A 16779-nucleotide genomic window follows, 5' to 3' on the forward strand; every position below is an offset into this window, starting at 1 on the left:
CTTGAAAGGACAATGACCTGCCTTGCGTCAGCGCATCGTCATTCCTGTCTGACGCAGCAAATGACGGAGCGGATTTTCATTCGGACGCGGCCACAGTGGCGCTGACGGCGCGGGTCCAGCGCGCGTATCTCGCGTCCCGTTCTGCCCCGCCCATAGCCGGTACGAAACGGCGTTCCAGCGCCCAGGTCCTGGCGAATTGCTCGGGTCCGGGGTAAAGACCGGCCCGGTAGCCGGCAAGCCAGGCCGCTCCGAGCGCGGTGGTTTCCGTCACCACCGGACGATCTACCGGAGCGCCAAGAATGTCGGCCAGAAACTGCATCGTCCAGTCACTCGCCACCATGCCGCCATCAACCCGCAGCACCCCCCCGGCTGCGGTGGCCCAGTCTGCGCGCATCGCCTCCAGAAGGTCGCGGGTCTGGTAGCCCACGCTTTCCAGCGCCGCCCGCGCCAGTTCGGCCGGGCCGGAGTTGCGCGTCAGGCCGAAGATGGCCCCCCTGCATTCCGGCCGCCAGTAGGGCGCGCCAAGGCCGGTGAAGGCGGGCACCAGGATCACCTCTTGCGACGGATCGGCACTTTCGGCGAGGGGCTGGGTTTCCGGTGCGCTGCGGATGATCTTCAGCCCGTCGCGCAACCATTGCACCACCGCCCCCGCGATGAAGATGGAGCCTTCCAGCGCATAGCTGGTCTTGCCGTTCAGGCGGCTGGCAATGGTGGTCAGCAGCCGGTTGGTCGAGGGCACCCGATCCGCCCCGGTGTTCAGCAGGGCAAAACATCCGGTGCCATAGGTCGACTTCATCATGCCGGGCTGAAAACACGCCTGGCCCATTGCCGCCGCCTGCTGGTCGCCCGCGACACCGAGGATCGGGATTTCCCGCCCGAACAGATCGGGCCGCGTGGTGCCGAAATCATCGGCGCAGTCGCGTACTTCGGGCAGCAGCGCCATCGGAATATCCAGAAGCGCGCAGATATCAGGATCCCAGCGGTTCGCGCCGATGTCGTAAAGCAACGTGCGCGAGGCATTGGTGGCATCGGTGGCATGCACCTTGCCGCCGGTCAGGTTCCAGATCAGCCAGCTGTCGACCGTACCGAAAGCGAGTTCCCCCTTCGCCGCACGCGCGCGGGCACCGGGGATCGTATCGAGCAGCCATTTCAGCTTGGTGCCCGAGAAATACGGATCCAGCAGAAGGCCGGTGCGCTCGGTAATCAGCGCGGCATGACCGGCAGCGCGCAGACTTTCGCAGATCGGGGCAGTGCGGCGGTCCTGCCAGACAATCGCATTGTGCAGCGGCTGGCCGCTCGCGCGGTCCCACAGCAAGGTGGTTTCGCGCTGGTTGGTGATGCCAATGGCCGACACGGCGCCGACGCCCAGCCCTGCCCTTTCGATGGCCGCCCGCGCGGTCGCCGCCGTGGTGGCCCAAAGATCCGCCGGATCATGTTCGACCCAGCCGGAGGCGGGATAGTGCTGCGGAAACTCCTCTTGCGCCGAAGCGACCGGGCGAAGATCCGCGTCGAACAGGATCGCCCGTGACGAGGTGGTGCCCTGGTCGATGGCAAGGATATGGGTCATGGCAGCGCGGTCCCGTGGTCGTGGAAGAGACAGGTCCGGGCGACCGCAGCCGCCCGGACCCTTCATGGCATCAGTTCTGCCAGGATTTGATCAGCTCGTCATAGGACACGGTTTCGCCCTGCGGCTTTTCGTTGTCCAGCTTGCCGACCGGCGCGCCCGGCTGGTCGATCCAGTATTGCGGGTCCTGCTCTTCGTTCATCTTCGGGCCGATGTCGCCCTGAACGCCCGATTTCTCAAGCCGGATCAGCACCTTTTCCTGATCGGCGCACAGCGCGTCCAGCGCCTCCTGCGGGGATTTGGCCCCCGACAGCGCGTCGCCGATATTCTGCCACCACAGCTGCGCCAGCTTCGGATAGTCCGGGATATTGGTGCCGGTGGGCGACCACTGGGTCCGGGCGGGCGAGCGGTAGAACTCGATCAACCCGCCAAGTTTCGGCGCACGGTCGGTGAAGTGCTGGCTGTCGATGGTGGACTGACGGATGAAGGTCAGGCCGACATCGGATTTCTTCAGATCAACCAGCTTCGAGGTCACGAATTGCGCATAAAGCCATGCGGCCTGCGCACGATCCACCGGGGTGGATTTCATCAGCGTCCACGACCCCACATCCTGATAGCCGATCTTGGTGCCCTCGGTCCAATACGCACCATGCGGGCTGGGAGCCATGCGCCATTTCGGCGTGCCATCCTCGTTCATCACCGGCAGGCCCGGCTTCACCATGTCGGCGGTGAAAGCAGTATACCAGAACATCTGTTGCGCGATGGAACCCTGCGCCGGAACCGGACCGGCCTCACCGAAGGTCATGCCCATGGCTTCCGGCGGGGTATATTTCTGCAACCAGTCGATCGCCTTGGTCACGGCATAGACCGCCGCCGCGTCATTGGTTGCCCCACCCCGCGCCACGCAAGAGCCGACGGGCCGCGAGTTTTCATCGACCCGGACACCCCATTCATCGACCGGCAAGCCGTTCGGCTCGCCCTTGTCGCCCATGCCAGCCATCGACATCCAGGCATCGGTATAGCGCCAGCCGAGGCTCGGGTCTTTCTTGCCGTAGTCCATGTTGCCATAGACGCCCGAGGACGGCCCGCCCGCATAGCTCATGTCGCGGCCGGTGAAGAATTCGGCGATATCCTCATAGGCCGACCAGTTGACCGGCACGCCGAGGTCATAGCCATATTTGGCCTTGAAATCCTCCATGGTCTTGGGATCAGTGAACCAGTCGTAGCGGAACCAGTAGAGGTTGGCGAACTGCTGGTCAGGAAGCTGGTAGAGCTTGCCATCCGGCGCGGTGGTGAACTGGGTGCCGATGAAATCAGCCAGATCGAGACCGGGGTTGGTAACATCCTTGCCCTCGCCCGCCATCCAGTCGGTCAGGTTGCGGGCCTGCTGATAGCGCCAGTGCGTCCCGATCAGGTCGGAATCGTTGACATAGGCGTCATAGATGTTCTCGCCGGTCTGCATCTGGGTTTGCAGCTTCTCGACGACATCACCCTCGCCGATCAGATCATGGGTGATCTTGATGCCGGTGATGGCAGTGAAGGCCGGGGCCAGAACCTTGGATTCATATTCATGCGTCGCGATGGTTTCGGACACGACCTTGATATCCATGCCCGAAAAGGGCTTGGCCGCGTCGATGAACCACTGCATTTCCTTTTCCTGATCTTCGGGCGACAGGACGGTCATGCCCGCGATTTCGGAATCGAGGAATTTCTTGGCGGCGTCCATGTCGGCCCAGGCGGGGGCCCCCACGGCCAGCAGCGCCAGCGCCATTGCGGTTGATGTCAGTCTCATTGTATTCCTCCCTTGGAATGTGAAACAGGCGTTGAGCATTCTTGCCCTCTGGCGCGGGGTCCAGCCGCACCAGAGGGATCTTCCGGTCTAAACCCAGACGAAAACCGCCACGGCATAGACAAGGCACAGTGCGAGCCCGCCCCAGACAGGGGGGCCCGCGCAGAACAGCCAGGCCAGACAGATGAAGGCCGAGCCGAGAAGCGAGATGAACAGCCGGTCGCCGCGCGTCGTCTCGATCCGCAGGAGGCCGACGCGCGGGGTTTCGGGAAACCGGATCGCAAGGATGGTGAAGGTCACGAGCAGGCTCGCGATGATCCAGAAGAACAGCGCGACCGGGAAGGTCCAGGCCATCCAGCCGCCCTTGATCATCGGCGCGAACCAATCCTTCGCGCCGTCTTTTACCGGGGTAGCCCAGATCAGGAAGATCAGTGCGGCGCCAAGGACTGCGGCGGCGGTAACGTAGATCGCGGGCCAGTTGACGCGGTTTGCCGTGGTTGCAGACATGATCCAGCCCTCCTTCACACGCGGCCCAGGGCAAAGCCCTTGGCGATGTAGTTGCGGACGAACCAGATCACCAGCGCGCCCGGAATGATGGTCAGCACCCCTGCGGCGGCCAGAACACCCCAGTCCATCCCGCTGGCCGATACCGTGCGCGTCATGGTGGCTGCGATGGGCTTGGCGTTCACGCTGGTCAGTGTGCGGCTCAGCAACAGTTCCACCCATGAGAACATGAAGCAGAAGAAGGCCGCGACACCGATCCCGCTGGCCACCAGCGGCATGAAGATGCGGATGAAGAAGCGCGGGAAGGAATAGCCGTCGATGTAGGCGGTCTCGTCAATCTCTTTCGGCACGCCGCGCATGAAGCCTTCCAGAATCCACACCGCCAGCGGCACGTTGAACAGGCAATGCGCCAGCGCCACCGCGATGTGCGTGTCGAACAGCCCGATGGAGGAATAAAGCTGGAAGAACGGCAGTGCGAAGACGGCGGGCGGCGACATGCGGTTGGTCAGCAGCCAGAAGAACAGGTGCTTGTCACCCATGAAGCTGTAACGGCTGAAGGCATAGGCGGCGGGCAGCGCCACGGCGATGGAAATGACCGTGTTCAGCACCACATAGATGATCGAATTGACGTAGCCCATGTACCAGCTCGGGTCGGTCAGGATCACCATGTAGTTGCGGAAGGTCAGCTCGCGCGGAAAGATCGAGAAGGTTCCGGTGATCTCGGCATTGGTCTTCAGGCTCATGTTCACAAGCCAGTAGATCGGCACCATGAGGAACAGAAGATAAAATGTCATCACAAGGGCGGAGGAGCGGCTGCGCATCACTTGGCCTCCTGACGGTCGAGATTGGTCATCACGGTGTAGAACACCCAGCTCACCAGCAGGATCACGAGGAAATACATGATCGAGAAGGCGGCGGCGGGGCCAAGATCGAACTGACCCACGGCCATCTTCACAAGGTCGATTGACAGGAAGGTGGTCGAATTGCCGGGGCCGCCGCCGGTGACGACGAAAGGTTCTGTATAGATCATGAAGCTGTCCATGAAGCGCAGCAGAACCGCGATCAGCAGGACGCCCTTCATCTTCGGCAGCTCGATGTAGCGGAACACGGCCCAGCGGCTCGCCTGGTCGATGCGCGCGGCCTGATAATAGGCCTGCGGAATGGATTGCAGACCGGCATAGGCCAGCAGCGCCACCAGCGAGGTCCAGTGCCAGACATCCATCACCACCACCGTGGCCCATGCATCGAACGGGTCGGAGGTATAGTTGTAGTCGATCCCGATGGCGGCCAGCGTATGCCCCAGCAGGCCAATGTCACCGCGACCAAAGATCTGCCAGATGGTGCCGACGACGTTGAACGGGATCAGCAGCGGCAGCGCCATGACCACAAGGCAGAACGAGGACCAGAAGCCCTTCTTGGGCATGTTCAGCGCGACGAAGATGCCGAGCGGGACCTCGATGGCCAGAATGATGGCCGAGAACATCGCCTGCCGCAGCAGCGCGCCATGAATACGGTCGGAATGCACGGCCTCATCGAACCAGTCGAGCCCGGCCCAGAAAAATTCGTTGTTCCCGAAAGTATCGTTGACCGAATAGTTCACCACGGTCATCAGCGGGATCACCGCCGAAAAGGCGACCAGCACCAGCACCGGCAGCACCAGAAACCAGGCGCGGTTGTTCTGTGTCTTTTCCATCAGGCCGCCCTCCCCTGCGGTGCGACGCGCCAGTCGTCGGCATAGACGTTGATCTTGCCAGGCACGAAGGCCACGCGCGGCAGCGCCGGAACGGGCTGCCCTTCCGGCTGAACAATGTTGAAAGGCTGCCCCTCCAGTTCGGCCCGCAGGATGCGATGGCGCCCGACATCCTCGACCCGGCGAATGGTGACCGGCAGCCCCTGCCCTTCCGTCAGAACAGCATGTTCAGGGCGAATGCCGATCTGTACACGACCCGAGGGGGTCCCGTGATCGTCGCCCAGATCCACCCCTGCCCCGCTGACCAGCATGGCATGGGTGCCCGATACTCGCGCATCCAGAAAGTTCATGCCGGGGGAGCCGATGAAATACCCCACGAATGTATGTGCCGGGGTTTCGAAAAGTTCCTCAGGCGTGCCGAGCTGCACTACGCGACCGTCATACATCACCACCACCTTGTCGGCGAAGGTCAGCGCTTCGGTCTGGTCATGCGTGACATAGATCATCGTATGGCCGAACTCGCGGTGCAGCTGCTTGAGCTGTGTGCGCAGCTCCCACTTCATGTGTGGGTCGATGACGGTCAGTGGCTCGTCGAACAGGATCGCGTTGACATCCTCGCGCACCATGCCACGGCCAAGGCTGATCTTCTGCTTGGCATCGGCGGTCAGGCCCTGCGCCTTTCGCGACAGCATCGCCTCCATCCCGATCATCTGCGCAATCTGATCGACGCGGCGGTTGATATAGGCTGCGTCCTGCCCGCGATTGCGCAGCGGGAAGGCCAGATTGTCGCGGACGGTCATCGTGTCGTATACGACCGGGAACTGGAACACCTGCGCGATATTGCGCTCGGCCGTGGCGGCATCGGTCACATCGCGGTCGCCGAACAACACCCTCCCATGGCTTGGCCGCAGCAGGCCCGAGATGATGTTCAGCAGCGTAGTCTTGCCGCAGCCGGACGAGCCCAGCAGGGCATAGGCGCCACCATCCTGCCAGACATGATCCATTTCCTTCAGCGCGTAATCCTGTTCGCCCTTCGGATTGGGCAGGTAGCTGTGCGCGAGGTTCTTCAGCGTGATCTGGGCCATGGCTCAGGCCACCTGTGCATAGGCGGCAGGCGCAGCAAGCTGCCCGTCCGCGTCAAACAGATAGACATGCGCCGGGTCCAGCCAGACCTGCACCCCCTGCCCCGGTGTCAGGTCATGCACCCCGCCGACCAGACCGACCCAGCGATCCGTGCCATGGCTGACGTGGATGAAGGTTTCCGATCCGGTGATTTCCGTCACCGCGAGTTTGCAGGCAAATTCCACAGCCGCCCCGGACGGGCGATGCAGCGCCAGATGATTGGCCCTGAACCCGGCCAGATAGCGACCATCAGGCAAAGCGGACATCGCTCCGTCCGCCGCAACGGAGGCACTTTCGCCAAAGTGGACCTGCCCGCCCGTCTTGACCGCCGGCACGAAGTTCATTGGCGGGTCCGAGAAGACTCTTGCCGTAGTCGCATCATGAGGATTTCTATACACCTTTGCGGTAGGTCCGAACTGCGTTACCCGGCCTTCCCAAAGTGTCGCGGTATGGCCACCCAGCAGCAGCGCCTCTTCCGGTTCAGTGGTCGCATAAACGAAGATCGCGCCCGAAGCCTCGAAGATCTTCGGGATTTCGACCCGCAACTCCTCGCGCAGTTTGTAATCGAGGTTCGCCAGCGGCTCGTCCAGCAGCACCAGCCCTGCCCCTTTCACCAACGCCCGCGCCAGCGCACAGCGTTGTTGCTGCCCGCCCGACAGCTCCAGTGGCTTGCGCTCCAGCATCGGGGTCAGGCGCAGCATCTCGGCTGTCTGTCGCACGGCACGATCAATCTCGGCCGTGCTGCGGCGCAGGATACGCAGCGGCGAGGCGATGTTTTCATACACCGTCAGACCGGGGTAATTGATGAACTGCTGATAGACCATGGCAACGCCCCGGTCCTGCACCCGCAAGCCGGTCACGTCGCGGCCTTCCCACAGGATGCGTCCGGCACTTGGCTTATCCAGCCCGGCCATCAACCGCATCAGGCTGGTCTTGCCCGACAGCGTCGGCCCCAGCAGCACGTTCATCGTGCCGTTTCGCAATGTCATGCTGGTCGGGTGGATGTGATCCCGCCCGCCGACCACGCGCGACACGCCTTGCAGTTCCAACGTCATTCGATCTCCTCCACGATGCGCCTGCCCTCCTCTGGCTGACGCGCCGCCTATTCCGCTGCGGGACTGGCCATCCGGCCGGTCGATGTTGCACCGCGCTCAGCCATGAAGCCCTCCAGCGCGGCAATCTGTTCCGGGGTCATGTGCAGCCCGAGCTTGGTACGCCGCCACAGGATATCCTCGGCGCTGCGGGCAAATTCCTTTTCGACCAGCCAGTTCACTTCTGCCGCGGTCAGCCCGGCCCCAAACGACTGCCCGAGTTCAGCGAGGCTTGTTGCCCCGCCCAGAACATCGAACACATCTGTTCCATAGGTGCGTACAAGACGAAGGCTGTCTCGGGCGTCGAGAAACGGATATTCCGCGATCAGACGGTTTTGCAGGGCACCGACGCCGTCATGCGGGAAATCCCCGCCCGGCAGCGGAACGCGGGCTGTCCACGGCCCTTTCGCCTTGGGGAAATAAGGCGAGAGTTTCGCAAGCGCACTTTCCGCAAGCCGCCGGTAGGTCGTGATCTTGCCCCCGAACACATTGAGCAATGGTGCCCCGTCGGCATGCAGGCTCAGCACATAGTCGCGCGTCGCGGCTGTCGCGGATTTCGCCCCGTCATTGTAAAGCGGTCGCACCCCCGAATAGGTCCAGACCACATCATCGGGCGTCACCGGCCGGGCGAAATACTGGCTCGCGAAGGCGCACAGATAATCCCGCTCTGCCTCGGAACAACGCGCCTCCCCCGGCGCGCCGTGATGATCCTGGTCGGTGGTTCCGATCAGGGTGAAGTCCTGCTCATAAGGAATGGCGAAGATGATCCGCCCGTCACCGCCCTGAAAGAAATAGCAGCGATCATGGTCATACAGCCGCCTCGTCACGATATGGCTGCCACGCACCAGTCGGACGCCTTCGGTCGAAGGCACGCGGGCAACATTGCGGATCACATCCTCAACCCACGGCCCGCCCGCATTGACCAGCGCGCGCGCCTGATGAATTTGCGGGCCATGCACCCCGTCGGTTTCAACCCGCCACAGATCACCTTCGCGCGAGGCAGAAACGACCCGCGTGCCCACCATGATCCGGGCGCCCCGATCTGCCGCATCACGCGCATTCAGCGAGACCAGACGGGAGTCCTGCACCCAGCAATCAGAATATTCATAGGCCAACCGGAACCCCGGCCGCAGCGGCTTGCCCGCCTCGTCCTGCGTCAGATCCAGGCGGCGCGTGCCCGGCAAAATCTGCCGCCCCCCCAGCGTGTCATACAGGAACAGCCCCAGCCGGATCAGCCAGGCCGGACGGCGCCCCTTCAGCCAGGGCATGACCATGGACAACAGACGCGAGGTCGGCGTGCTTCCCTCAAACCGCATCTCGGGTGAGATTGGCAGCACGAACCGCATCGGCCAGCTGATATGCGGCATCGCAACCAGCAGCGTCTCACGTTCCTCCAGAGCCTCGCGCACCAGACGAAACTCGAAATATTCCAGATACCGCAACCCGCCGTGAAACATCTTGGTGGAGGCGGATGACGTTGCCTGCGCCAGATCGCCCTGTTCAGCCAGCGTGACAGACAGACCCCGCCCGGCGGCGTCGCGGGCAATGCCACAGCCGTTGATGCCGCCGCCAATGACGAACAAATCGGTTATCGCTGGCGAGCCGGTTACAGGCACGTCGCCCTCCGTTGGCAGGTCATCTTGATGTGTTCAAGGAGTAGCCAGTTTGCGCTATCGGTCAAGCGTTTATTTTCGGTTTTCATCTTTTTTAGAGCAAACACCGCTGGAAACGTTCGATTCAGGGCTAAAGTGAGCCTGATTCATGCTGTGTCGCAGAAATTTTGACCCAATACGAACATTGATGCGGAATTTCGAAAGAGAATGAACATGCATTTGCTGGCATTGAATGATCGAAGGGTTCCACATGGACGTTGAGGCACGCAGGGTCACTTCGATTTGATCGCCGTCATTGGATCATGTTGCCGCGACGGGCGGGTTGCCTCCGCAGGCATATTGTTGTCCGCGGACAATTCTCTGATGCCCTCCGCGCTTGCGAAGTTTCTCCAGCAATTGCCAGGGACAGAACGTTTCGCTCCGGGCGCCCAGCATTACCGACCTGAAATATGCACCGAGCTGATGAATGCGATCCTGCATTTCCAGTAAAAGCCAGATCGTCAGGGCAGCTTCCATGGCTCCTCGCTTGTCTTCGGCACGTTCGTAGCATTGACGTTCAATGCCCATCATTGGAGCCATCTGTCTTGCATGTGAGGTGATGTCCGCTGCGTTACGAATTGATGTCTGAAGGAAGGAGGCCGCTTGTGGGCAGATCTGAGTGATTTCTGACAGTACGGAAGTGTCAGGCTCAGTTTCCGCTGCCTTCTTATCAATAAGTTCTTTTTTTGAACTATGATGGTGGCGGACATTTTGGCCGTTGCTGGCGGACAGTTCTTCTGCCGGTTCTTCGCTTTCTGCCTGCAAAGTTTCAGCAGACAGAAGTGACAGCCAATGCCCCAGTTCTTCGGCAGACGGTTTGCGGCGCAGGACGCGCCTGGCGTCTTCCAGCAGAGGGGTCTCACCCTGCTTGGCGAGGCATGAGGCGATGGTCGACCGAAGCTTCGTGCGAAGGTAATCCAGATGGGCCTGTTGATCGGCTACCTGCCTTGCGAGGCTGCAAAGCCGCTCATAGGCATTGAAAAGAGGCGAGAGGTCGAGGCCGAAGCGCAGGACCGTGCCCATCTCGGGGTCGTGCTTGCAGTATCGCTTGCCGTTCGGACTGTCGATCCGCAGGAGGAAGCCCGCTTCGATCAGTTCAGCGAAGTGCCGTCGCAACGTGCGATCAGACACGCCGTTGCGGCGCAGTGCCAAGGTGGCATTTGAGGCGAAGACGCGGTTGTGATTGCGCTTGGGCGGCAAGCAGGACAGCAGCGTATCCAGCGTCGCAATGACAGGGGGGCGCAGGCCAAGAGCCGGCGCCGCGCGCCGCAGCGCCTCCATCATGGCAAATCGATCAGGGGTAGAATTGTCCGCGGACAATGAAGAATCAGTCTGCGACCGGATCGGCGCAGAGGCATGTCTGAAAGCCATGGCATTTCACGGCAAACCCAGGGTGAGTGCCCTGACCAATGGCCGAGCATTTTGCCAGAAACAGGCAAAATTCCATCAATCAGCCGAATCGGCTGTCTTGACTGGAGCGGAGAAGCTGGTAAATCTGTGGGTGCTAAGCAACAGATTGGGCTCTCCGAGGGTGACCTTGGGGGGCTCTTTCTTTTCCTGTGGCTGCGATGTGCTCCTTGTTGTTGTGTTGCTCGATATCGTCAGTCGCTGCGCTGTCCGGCTTTCCACGTCCGGTACAGGCGCAGGATCTCGTGTTCGGCGTTTGCACGCATCCAGCTTGTGAATGCGGCGTCGCCCTGGCCAAGGCGGATCGTGACCGAGCGCGGGGTGGCCTTCACCTCTGCAATTGTCGCGCCGGTCGCGTCTTTTACCGTGAGGCCGGGCGAGGCAGGAGCTGGTTGCGCCGCTGGTGTGGTTGCTCTGGTCGCTGCGGACTGAAGCTGCGCAAAGCGGTCGTCAGAGGGCAGGGCGGCGGCCGCAGGTGGAAGGGCCTGCACCAGATCCACAAGATCCAGCCCGTGATCCCGCGCGGCATCGGCCAGCTCTTCCCAGCGGCGGCGACCGATCCCGTGGGCGGGGCCAACGAAACGGATGACCTCACCCGGAATGGTGCGCGCCACTTTCGTCATGCGTGACAGCATAGGCTTGTCGATGGCAAGTGCGTCCAGAATCACCGCAGGCTCATAGCCGTTTTCGGCCAGTTCAGAGACGAAAACCGCCTTTTCGATGAAGCTCGGATCGACCCGAAGGCTGTTTTCCTGACCTTGCGCAAGAATGGCCTGTTCATCGGTCAATGACCGGATCAGGGCCTTCGCAGGAAGTCCGGCCAGTTTCAGCGCCTGCAACCGGCGGCGGCCATAGACGATGCGATACCGTCCGGGCGCCTCGGCCAGCGGGCGCACCATGATCGGCACTTGTTGTCCGTGCAGCCGGATGCTTTCAGCCAGATCAGCGACATCCGCATCCGTGATCGCAAGGCGGTCACGGGGGCCATCATCCTCGATCAATGCGGGATCAAGCTCCCGGATCGCATTGGAGGACAGGTCGCGCAGGGTCGATTTCACACCAGACATCGGCCCGGTATTCGGGAAACGTGGGCGCGATTCCGCAGGAACAGTCTCTGTTTGCGGGGAGGGCGGCGGGGGAGGTTGAAAGATGTTGCGGCGCGCCATCAGCTGTTCCTCCGACCCCAGGCCTGCTGGATCACCGCCTCAAACTCGTCAGCGACGCCATTCACGCTTTCCAGAATGCGATCCAGCGTCTTGCGGACGACCTGATTGGGGTCCAGCTCGTAAATCGTCTGTTGCGTCATCCCCGCATCGGAAATCGCGGTGGATTTGAGCATCGGCGTATTCAGCACCTGCTCCAGCAGGATCGAACGCAGAAAGCCCGCCATCTGCGCCTGTGGCACATCGGTCGGCTCGTACCGGGCGATGAGGAATTTGAGGAACTTCCAATCGGTCGGTCCCATGGATTCCTCCAGCGTTCTGACAGTTTCACCTGCCATTTCAAGGAATTGCGCCATAGAGGCGACATCCAGCATGCTGGGCACCACTGTAATCAGCAGGCCGGTAGAGGCCAGCAGCGAAGACATGGTGGTAAAGCCAAGTTGCGGCGGGCAGTCGATGATCACCAGATCATAGGCGTTCTCGACCTCGCTGAGCGCGATGGCCAGCCGCTGCGTGAACGGCGGCTCGATCCGGTGTTGCAAGGCATAGGCGGTTTCGGTCTCGTATTCCGAAAGCAGCAGCCCAGCCGGCGCAAGGTCGAGATTGTGGAAATAGGTCTTGCGGATGATTTGGCTCAGCGGCACCGGGTCTTCATAGCGCAAGGCATCATAAACAGTCCCTGCTTCCGCGAATTCGATCTCGGGGCGGTAGCCGAACATGGTGGTCAGACTGGCCTGCGGGTCCATGTCGATGGCCAGAACCCGATAGCCGCGCAGGGCATAGCGCTGCGCCAGATGGATCGCGGTCGTGGTCTTGCTGGACCCGCCCTTGAAATTGACGATGGAAATGACCTGCAAACCATCGCCTTCGCGCCGACCTGGGCGATAGGTCTCGCCATTGCGTCCCGTGCGGGCCATGACATCGCGGATCTGGTCGATCTCTTCAGCGGAATAGAGTCTGCGACCGCGGGAATCCGTCTCTACATCCGGGAAATCGCCCTCCTGGTGGCGCGTTCTCAGATTGGACATCGAGATGCCCGTCAGTTCCGATACTTCGGCGGGATGAAACTTGCGCAGCGTTTTGCGGCTTCCGGGGTGGAAGCTGTTCCGCATATGGTTGTTCAGCGCCTCGGAAAGCCGGGTGGCGTTGGCGCTGATCATGCCGGCAATGCTGCCGGGTTCGGGGAGTCTGTCGCTCGTCATCCTATCCTCGATGGTCTCTTTGCGGACCACTTTCTCTTTCGTCGCAGAAGGGCGTCAAAAACGAAACCATGCGACAACTGGAGTGATGGCACGCAACTTGTCACGCGGCAACAGAATTTTTCGTCGCTATGGCGCGCAGTCGTGCCAGGAAGTTCATCCTGTGGTCGAAATCATGCGGGCAAATAGCTGATATAACTTGAAAAAGTCAAACATCTCGCCCCACGCGCGGCCTCAGGGCCATCTGCTGCCAGACGTGCGGGTGTTGCTGAAAGATATCCACAAGAGTTATCCACAGGTGAGCGGGCCGGTCCTGTGGCGAATCCTGCGGGGATATTTTGTCGCGGCGGGACAAGAACGGCAACCGACGGATTCGGCGCGGATATCCGTATCATGCAAGGGCCGTCGACGGGCGGCGCATCGGAAGGCGGGACAGCATGCCGGATCAGGGCACAGAGGATATCCAGCGGATGATCGCGGGGGCAGGGCGGCGCAATCGCGGGCGCTGGCTGCTGCTCCCCTTGCTGATCATCCTTTTGGCGGGGGCGTTATGGCTCTGGCGCAGTCCCGATTCAGGCGGAACAGTCTATGTGACCGAGCCTGTCCTGCGTGGCGACCTGACCGCCACGGTCACGGCGACCGGCACGGTGCAGCCGACCACCGAGGTCGAGGTATCGTCCGAACTGTCGGGAACGCTGTTGTCCGTCGATGTCGATTACAACGACGAGGTTTCGGTGGGACAGGTGCTGGCGCGGCTGGATGATACCAAGTTGCGGGCGCAGGTTGCCAATGCCGAAGCGGCGCTGGCCGCGGCGCGCGCCCAGCTTGTGCAGGCCGAGGCGACACAGCGCGAAACGGAAGAGCTTTATGAAACCCAGGCCGAGTTGCAGAAGCGCGGGGTGGTGAAGCACAGCGACTTCATCACCTATGAGGCGAACCGTGACCGTGCTCGCGCGGCGACGGAGGCGGCGCGGGCATCCCTGACACTGGCCGAGGCCAATCTGTCACTGCAACGCACCGATCTGGACAAGACCGCCATCCGCTCGCCAATTGCCGGGGTGGTGCTGAAGCGCGATGTTTCGGCCGGGCAGATCGTTGCCGCCTCGCTGTCGGCGCCGACGCTGTTCACTCTGGCAGAGGATCTGCGCCGCATGCAGGTGCTGGTGGATATCGACGAGGCCGATATTGGTGAAATCGCGGTGGGCAACGCGGCCAGCTTCACTGTCGATGCCTATTCGGGCCGCAGTTTCCCCGCGACGATCACCCAGGTTCGCTATGCGCCCGAAACCACGGATGATGTGGTGACCTACAAGGGCGTGCTGGCGGTGGACAACGCCGATCTGACCCTGCGCCCCGGCATGACGGCGACTGCGACCATCGTGGTGACCGAGGCAAAGGGTGTAATCCAGGTGCCAAACGCCGCGCTGCGTTATGCGCCGCCGCAGATAGCGGAAGATACGGGCGGCGGCGGGGCAGGGGGGCTGATCGGTTTGATCATGCCCGCGCCTTCGGGCACTCAAAGCGGGGTTGCCAGTGGCAAGACGGTCTGGGTGTTGCGGGCGGGTGTGCCGGTCGAGGTACAGGTGATCCCCGGCGCTTCCGACGGCAGGCGCACCGTCATCACCTCGGGCGAGCTAGCCGAGGGTGATCAGGTCATCACCGATCAGCACGAAGCGCCCAAATGACCGCGCCGCTGATCGAATTGCGCGGCATTACCCGTCTCTATGGGAGCGGCGAGGCGCTGGTGCGGGCGCTGGACGGGGTGGACCTGACCATCAGCCGCGGCGAGTTCGTCGCCATCATGGGGCCGTCCGGGTCCGGCAAGTCGACCGCGATGAACATCATCGGTTGCCTCGACCGGCCGAGTTCCGGCAACTACCTGTTCAACGGCGTCGAGGTCGCGACGCTGGATCAGGATCAGCGCGCGCTTCTGCGCCGTCACTACCTCGGCTTCGTGTTTCAGGGCTTCAATCTGCTGCCGCGCACCACGGCGCTGGAAAATGTGGAACTGCCGCTGATCTACAAGGGCCAGCCCAAGGCAGAGCGAGTGGCGCGCGCGCGGCAGGCACTGGCCCGTGTCGGGCTGGACGGGCGGGAAGATCACACCCCCGCGCAGCTGTCGGGGGGGCAGCAACAGCGCGTGGCCATCGCGCGTGCGCTGGCGGGCGAGCCGATGGTGATGCTGGCGGATGAACCGACCGGCAACCTCGATACCCGCCGCAGCGTCGAGATCATGGAGCTGCTGCAACAGCTCAACCGCGATGCCGGGCTGACCATTATCATGGTGACACACGAGGAAGACATGGCCGCCTATGCCGGGCGGCTGGTGGTTTTTACAGATGGCAAGGTGGTGCGCGATGCGCCGACCCGCGCAAGGGGGACGTAATGCTGCTTGAAACCATTCGTCTCGCGCTGACCGCCATCATCCGCAATGCGCTGCGGTCCTTCCTGACCGTGCTGGGCGTCGTGATCGGCGTTGCGGCCGTCATCGCCATGGTCACAGTGGGGCAGGGATCGTCAGAGCAGGTTTCGGCCAATGTCGAGGCGCTTGGCACCAACATGCTTATCCTCCGCCCCGGCACCCGCATGATGGGGCCGGGCGCCCGCAATACCGCGCCCGCTTTCCGGCTGGCCGATATTCAGGCGCTTCAGGATCTCGACAGTCTGTCGTCGGTGGCGCCCGTCGTCTCGACCTCGGAGACCGCCGTTTTCGGCAATACCAACCGTACCACCAGCGTGACGGGAACGACCTCGGCCTATCTTGACATCGGCGCCTGGCAGATCGCGCGCGGGCGTGGCTTCACGCCGGCCGAGGACCGCAGCGGGGCCAATGTGTGTATCATTGGCGAGACGGTACGCACCGCATTGTTCGGCGCGACAGATCCGACGGGCGAGAAAATCCGCATCAAGGCGATTTCCTGCGAGGTGATCGGGCTGCTGGTGGCCAAGGGCGCGGGTTCCTTCGGGCAGGATCAGGACGATATGGTCATCATGCCTGTGCGGACGGTGCAGCGCCGGTTGCTGGGCAGCCAGGATGTGGCCTCCGTCATGGTACAGGTTGCGCCGGGCCGGTCCAGCGAACGTGCGATGTCGGATATCCAGACCCTGATGCGCGACCGGCGGCATATCGCGCCGGGGCAGGAGGATAATTTCGCGGTCAATGATATGAAGGAACTGGCCTCGATGCTCAATTCCGTCAATTCCGTGCTGACGGGGCTTCTGTCCTCGGTCGCGGCGGTCAGCCTGCTGGTCGGCGGAATCGGAATCATGAACATCATGCTCGTCTCCGTCACCGAACGGACTCGCGAAATCGGCATCCGTCTTTCGGTTGGTGCGCAGGCCAGCCAGGTGCTGATGCAGTTTCTGGTGGAGGCGGTCGTGCTTTCGGTGCTGGGCGGGATTGTTGGTATTCTGGCCGGTCTGGGGCTGGCCTTCGTAGCGGCGCAGATCATGGCGATCCCGTTTTCTCCCAGCCCCGGAGTTGTGTCCCTTGCCTTCGGGTTTTCGGCGGTGGTCGGGATGGTGTTCGGCTATTTTCCGGCCCGCGCTGCGGCGCGGCTCGACCCGATCGAGGCCCTGCGACACCAATAGCCGCAGG

At 62.2% G+C, this 16779-nt stretch carries 14 protein-coding genes; 3 read left to right on the forward strand and 11 right to left on the reverse strand.

From position 1 onward, the window contains the following. Window positions 1-76: 76 nt before the first annotated feature. The 11 genes from glpK to repA all read right to left on the reverse strand — a co-directional run bounded on the left by glpK (window position 77) and on the right by repA (window position 13184). On the reverse strand, window positions 77-1567 hold the full coding sequence (gene glpK / locus IE126_RS09770) for a glycerol kinase GlpK (RefSeq protein ID WP_189380842.1): 1491 nt from the start codon (window positions 1565-1567) through the stop codon (window positions 77-79). A 70-nt stretch (window positions 1568-1637) separates the two neighbouring features. Further along, window positions 1638-3356: an ABC transporter substrate-binding protein gene (locus IE126_RS09775; protein ID WP_054303026.1), complete on the reverse strand. Its 1719-nt coding sequence runs from the start codon at window positions 3354-3356 to the stop codon at window positions 1638-1640. An 87-nt stretch (window positions 3357-3443) separates the two neighbouring features. Next, on the reverse strand, window positions 3444-3860 hold the full coding sequence (locus tag IE126_RS09780) for a DUF2160 domain-containing protein (protein WP_189380843.1): 417 nt from the start codon (window positions 3858-3860) through the stop codon (window positions 3444-3446). Between the two features lie 14 nt (window positions 3861-3874). Further along, complete coding sequence (locus tag IE126_RS09785; protein ID WP_054303025.1) at window positions 3875-4678, reverse strand: carbohydrate ABC transporter permease; 804 nt, start codon at window positions 4676-4678, stop codon at window positions 3875-3877. Then, window positions 4678-5550, reverse strand: coding sequence for a carbohydrate ABC transporter permease (locus IE126_RS09790; RefSeq protein ID WP_108129141.1), 873 nt, complete (start codon window positions 5548-5550; stop codon window positions 4678-4680). Before IE126_RS09790 ends, IE126_RS09785 begins: the two co-directional genes overlap by 1 nt. Next, window positions 5550-6632: an ABC transporter ATP-binding protein gene (locus IE126_RS09795; RefSeq protein WP_189380844.1), complete on the reverse strand. Its 1083-nt coding sequence runs from the start codon at window positions 6630-6632 to the stop codon at window positions 5550-5552. The genes IE126_RS09790 and IE126_RS09795 overlap by 1 nt, the downstream gene beginning before the upstream one ends. Window positions 6633-6635: 3 nt before the next feature. After that, window positions 6636-7724, reverse strand: coding sequence for an ABC transporter ATP-binding protein (locus tag IE126_RS09800; RefSeq protein ID WP_189380845.1), 1089 nt, complete (start codon window positions 7722-7724; stop codon window positions 6636-6638). A gap of 47 nt (window positions 7725-7771) precedes the next feature. After that, on the reverse strand, window positions 7772-9376 hold the full coding sequence (glpD, locus tag IE126_RS09805; RefSeq protein WP_189380846.1) for a glycerol-3-phosphate dehydrogenase: 1605 nt from the start codon (window positions 9374-9376) through the stop codon (window positions 7772-7774). Between the two features lie 297 nt (window positions 9377-9673). Beyond that, window positions 9674-10783: a plasmid replication protein RepC gene (repC, locus tag IE126_RS09810; protein ID WP_268245809.1), complete on the reverse strand. Its 1110-nt coding sequence runs from the start codon at window positions 10781-10783 to the stop codon at window positions 9674-9676. A gap of 230 nt (window positions 10784-11013) precedes the next feature. Continuing rightward, entirely contained in the window at window positions 11014-11985 is a 972-nt protein-coding gene (gene repB, locus IE126_RS09815) for a plasmid partitioning protein RepB (protein WP_189380847.1), read from the reverse strand. Beyond that, window positions 11985-13184, reverse strand: a complete 1200-nt coding sequence (repA, locus tag IE126_RS09820; RefSeq protein ID WP_054303018.1) for a plasmid partitioning protein RepA — start codon at window positions 13182-13184, stop codon at window positions 11985-11987. Before repA ends, repB begins: the two co-directional genes overlap by 1 nt. A 434-nt stretch (window positions 13185-13618) precedes the next feature. Here repA and IE126_RS09825 point away from each other — a divergent pair, with 434 nt between their 5' ends. The 3 genes from IE126_RS09825 to IE126_RS09835 are packed head-to-tail and all read left to right on the forward strand — an operon-like array spanning window position 13619 to window position 16772. Continuing rightward, a complete protein-coding gene (locus IE126_RS09825) occupies window positions 13619-14866 on the forward strand; it encodes an efflux RND transporter periplasmic adaptor subunit (RefSeq protein ID WP_189380848.1) in 1248 nt (415 codons plus the stop codon). Further along, window positions 14863-15567, forward strand: a complete 705-nt coding sequence (locus IE126_RS09830; protein ID WP_189380849.1) for an ABC transporter ATP-binding protein — start codon at window positions 14863-14865, stop codon at window positions 15565-15567. Before IE126_RS09825 ends, IE126_RS09830 begins: the two co-directional genes overlap by 4 nt. Continuing rightward, window positions 15567-16772 carry an ABC transporter permease gene (locus IE126_RS09835; RefSeq protein WP_189380850.1) on the forward strand — a complete coding sequence of 402 codons (1206 nt, stop codon included), beginning with the start codon at window positions 15567-15569 and terminating at the stop codon, window positions 16770-16772. Before IE126_RS09830 ends, IE126_RS09835 begins: the two co-directional genes overlap by 1 nt. The last annotated feature ends 7 nt before the right edge of the window (window positions 16773-16779 follow it).

Source organism: Gemmobacter nanjingensis, assembly GCF_014652195.1.
Taxonomy (GTDB): domain Bacteria; phylum Pseudomonadota; class Alphaproteobacteria; order Rhodobacterales; family Rhodobacteraceae; genus Gemmobacter; species Gemmobacter caeni.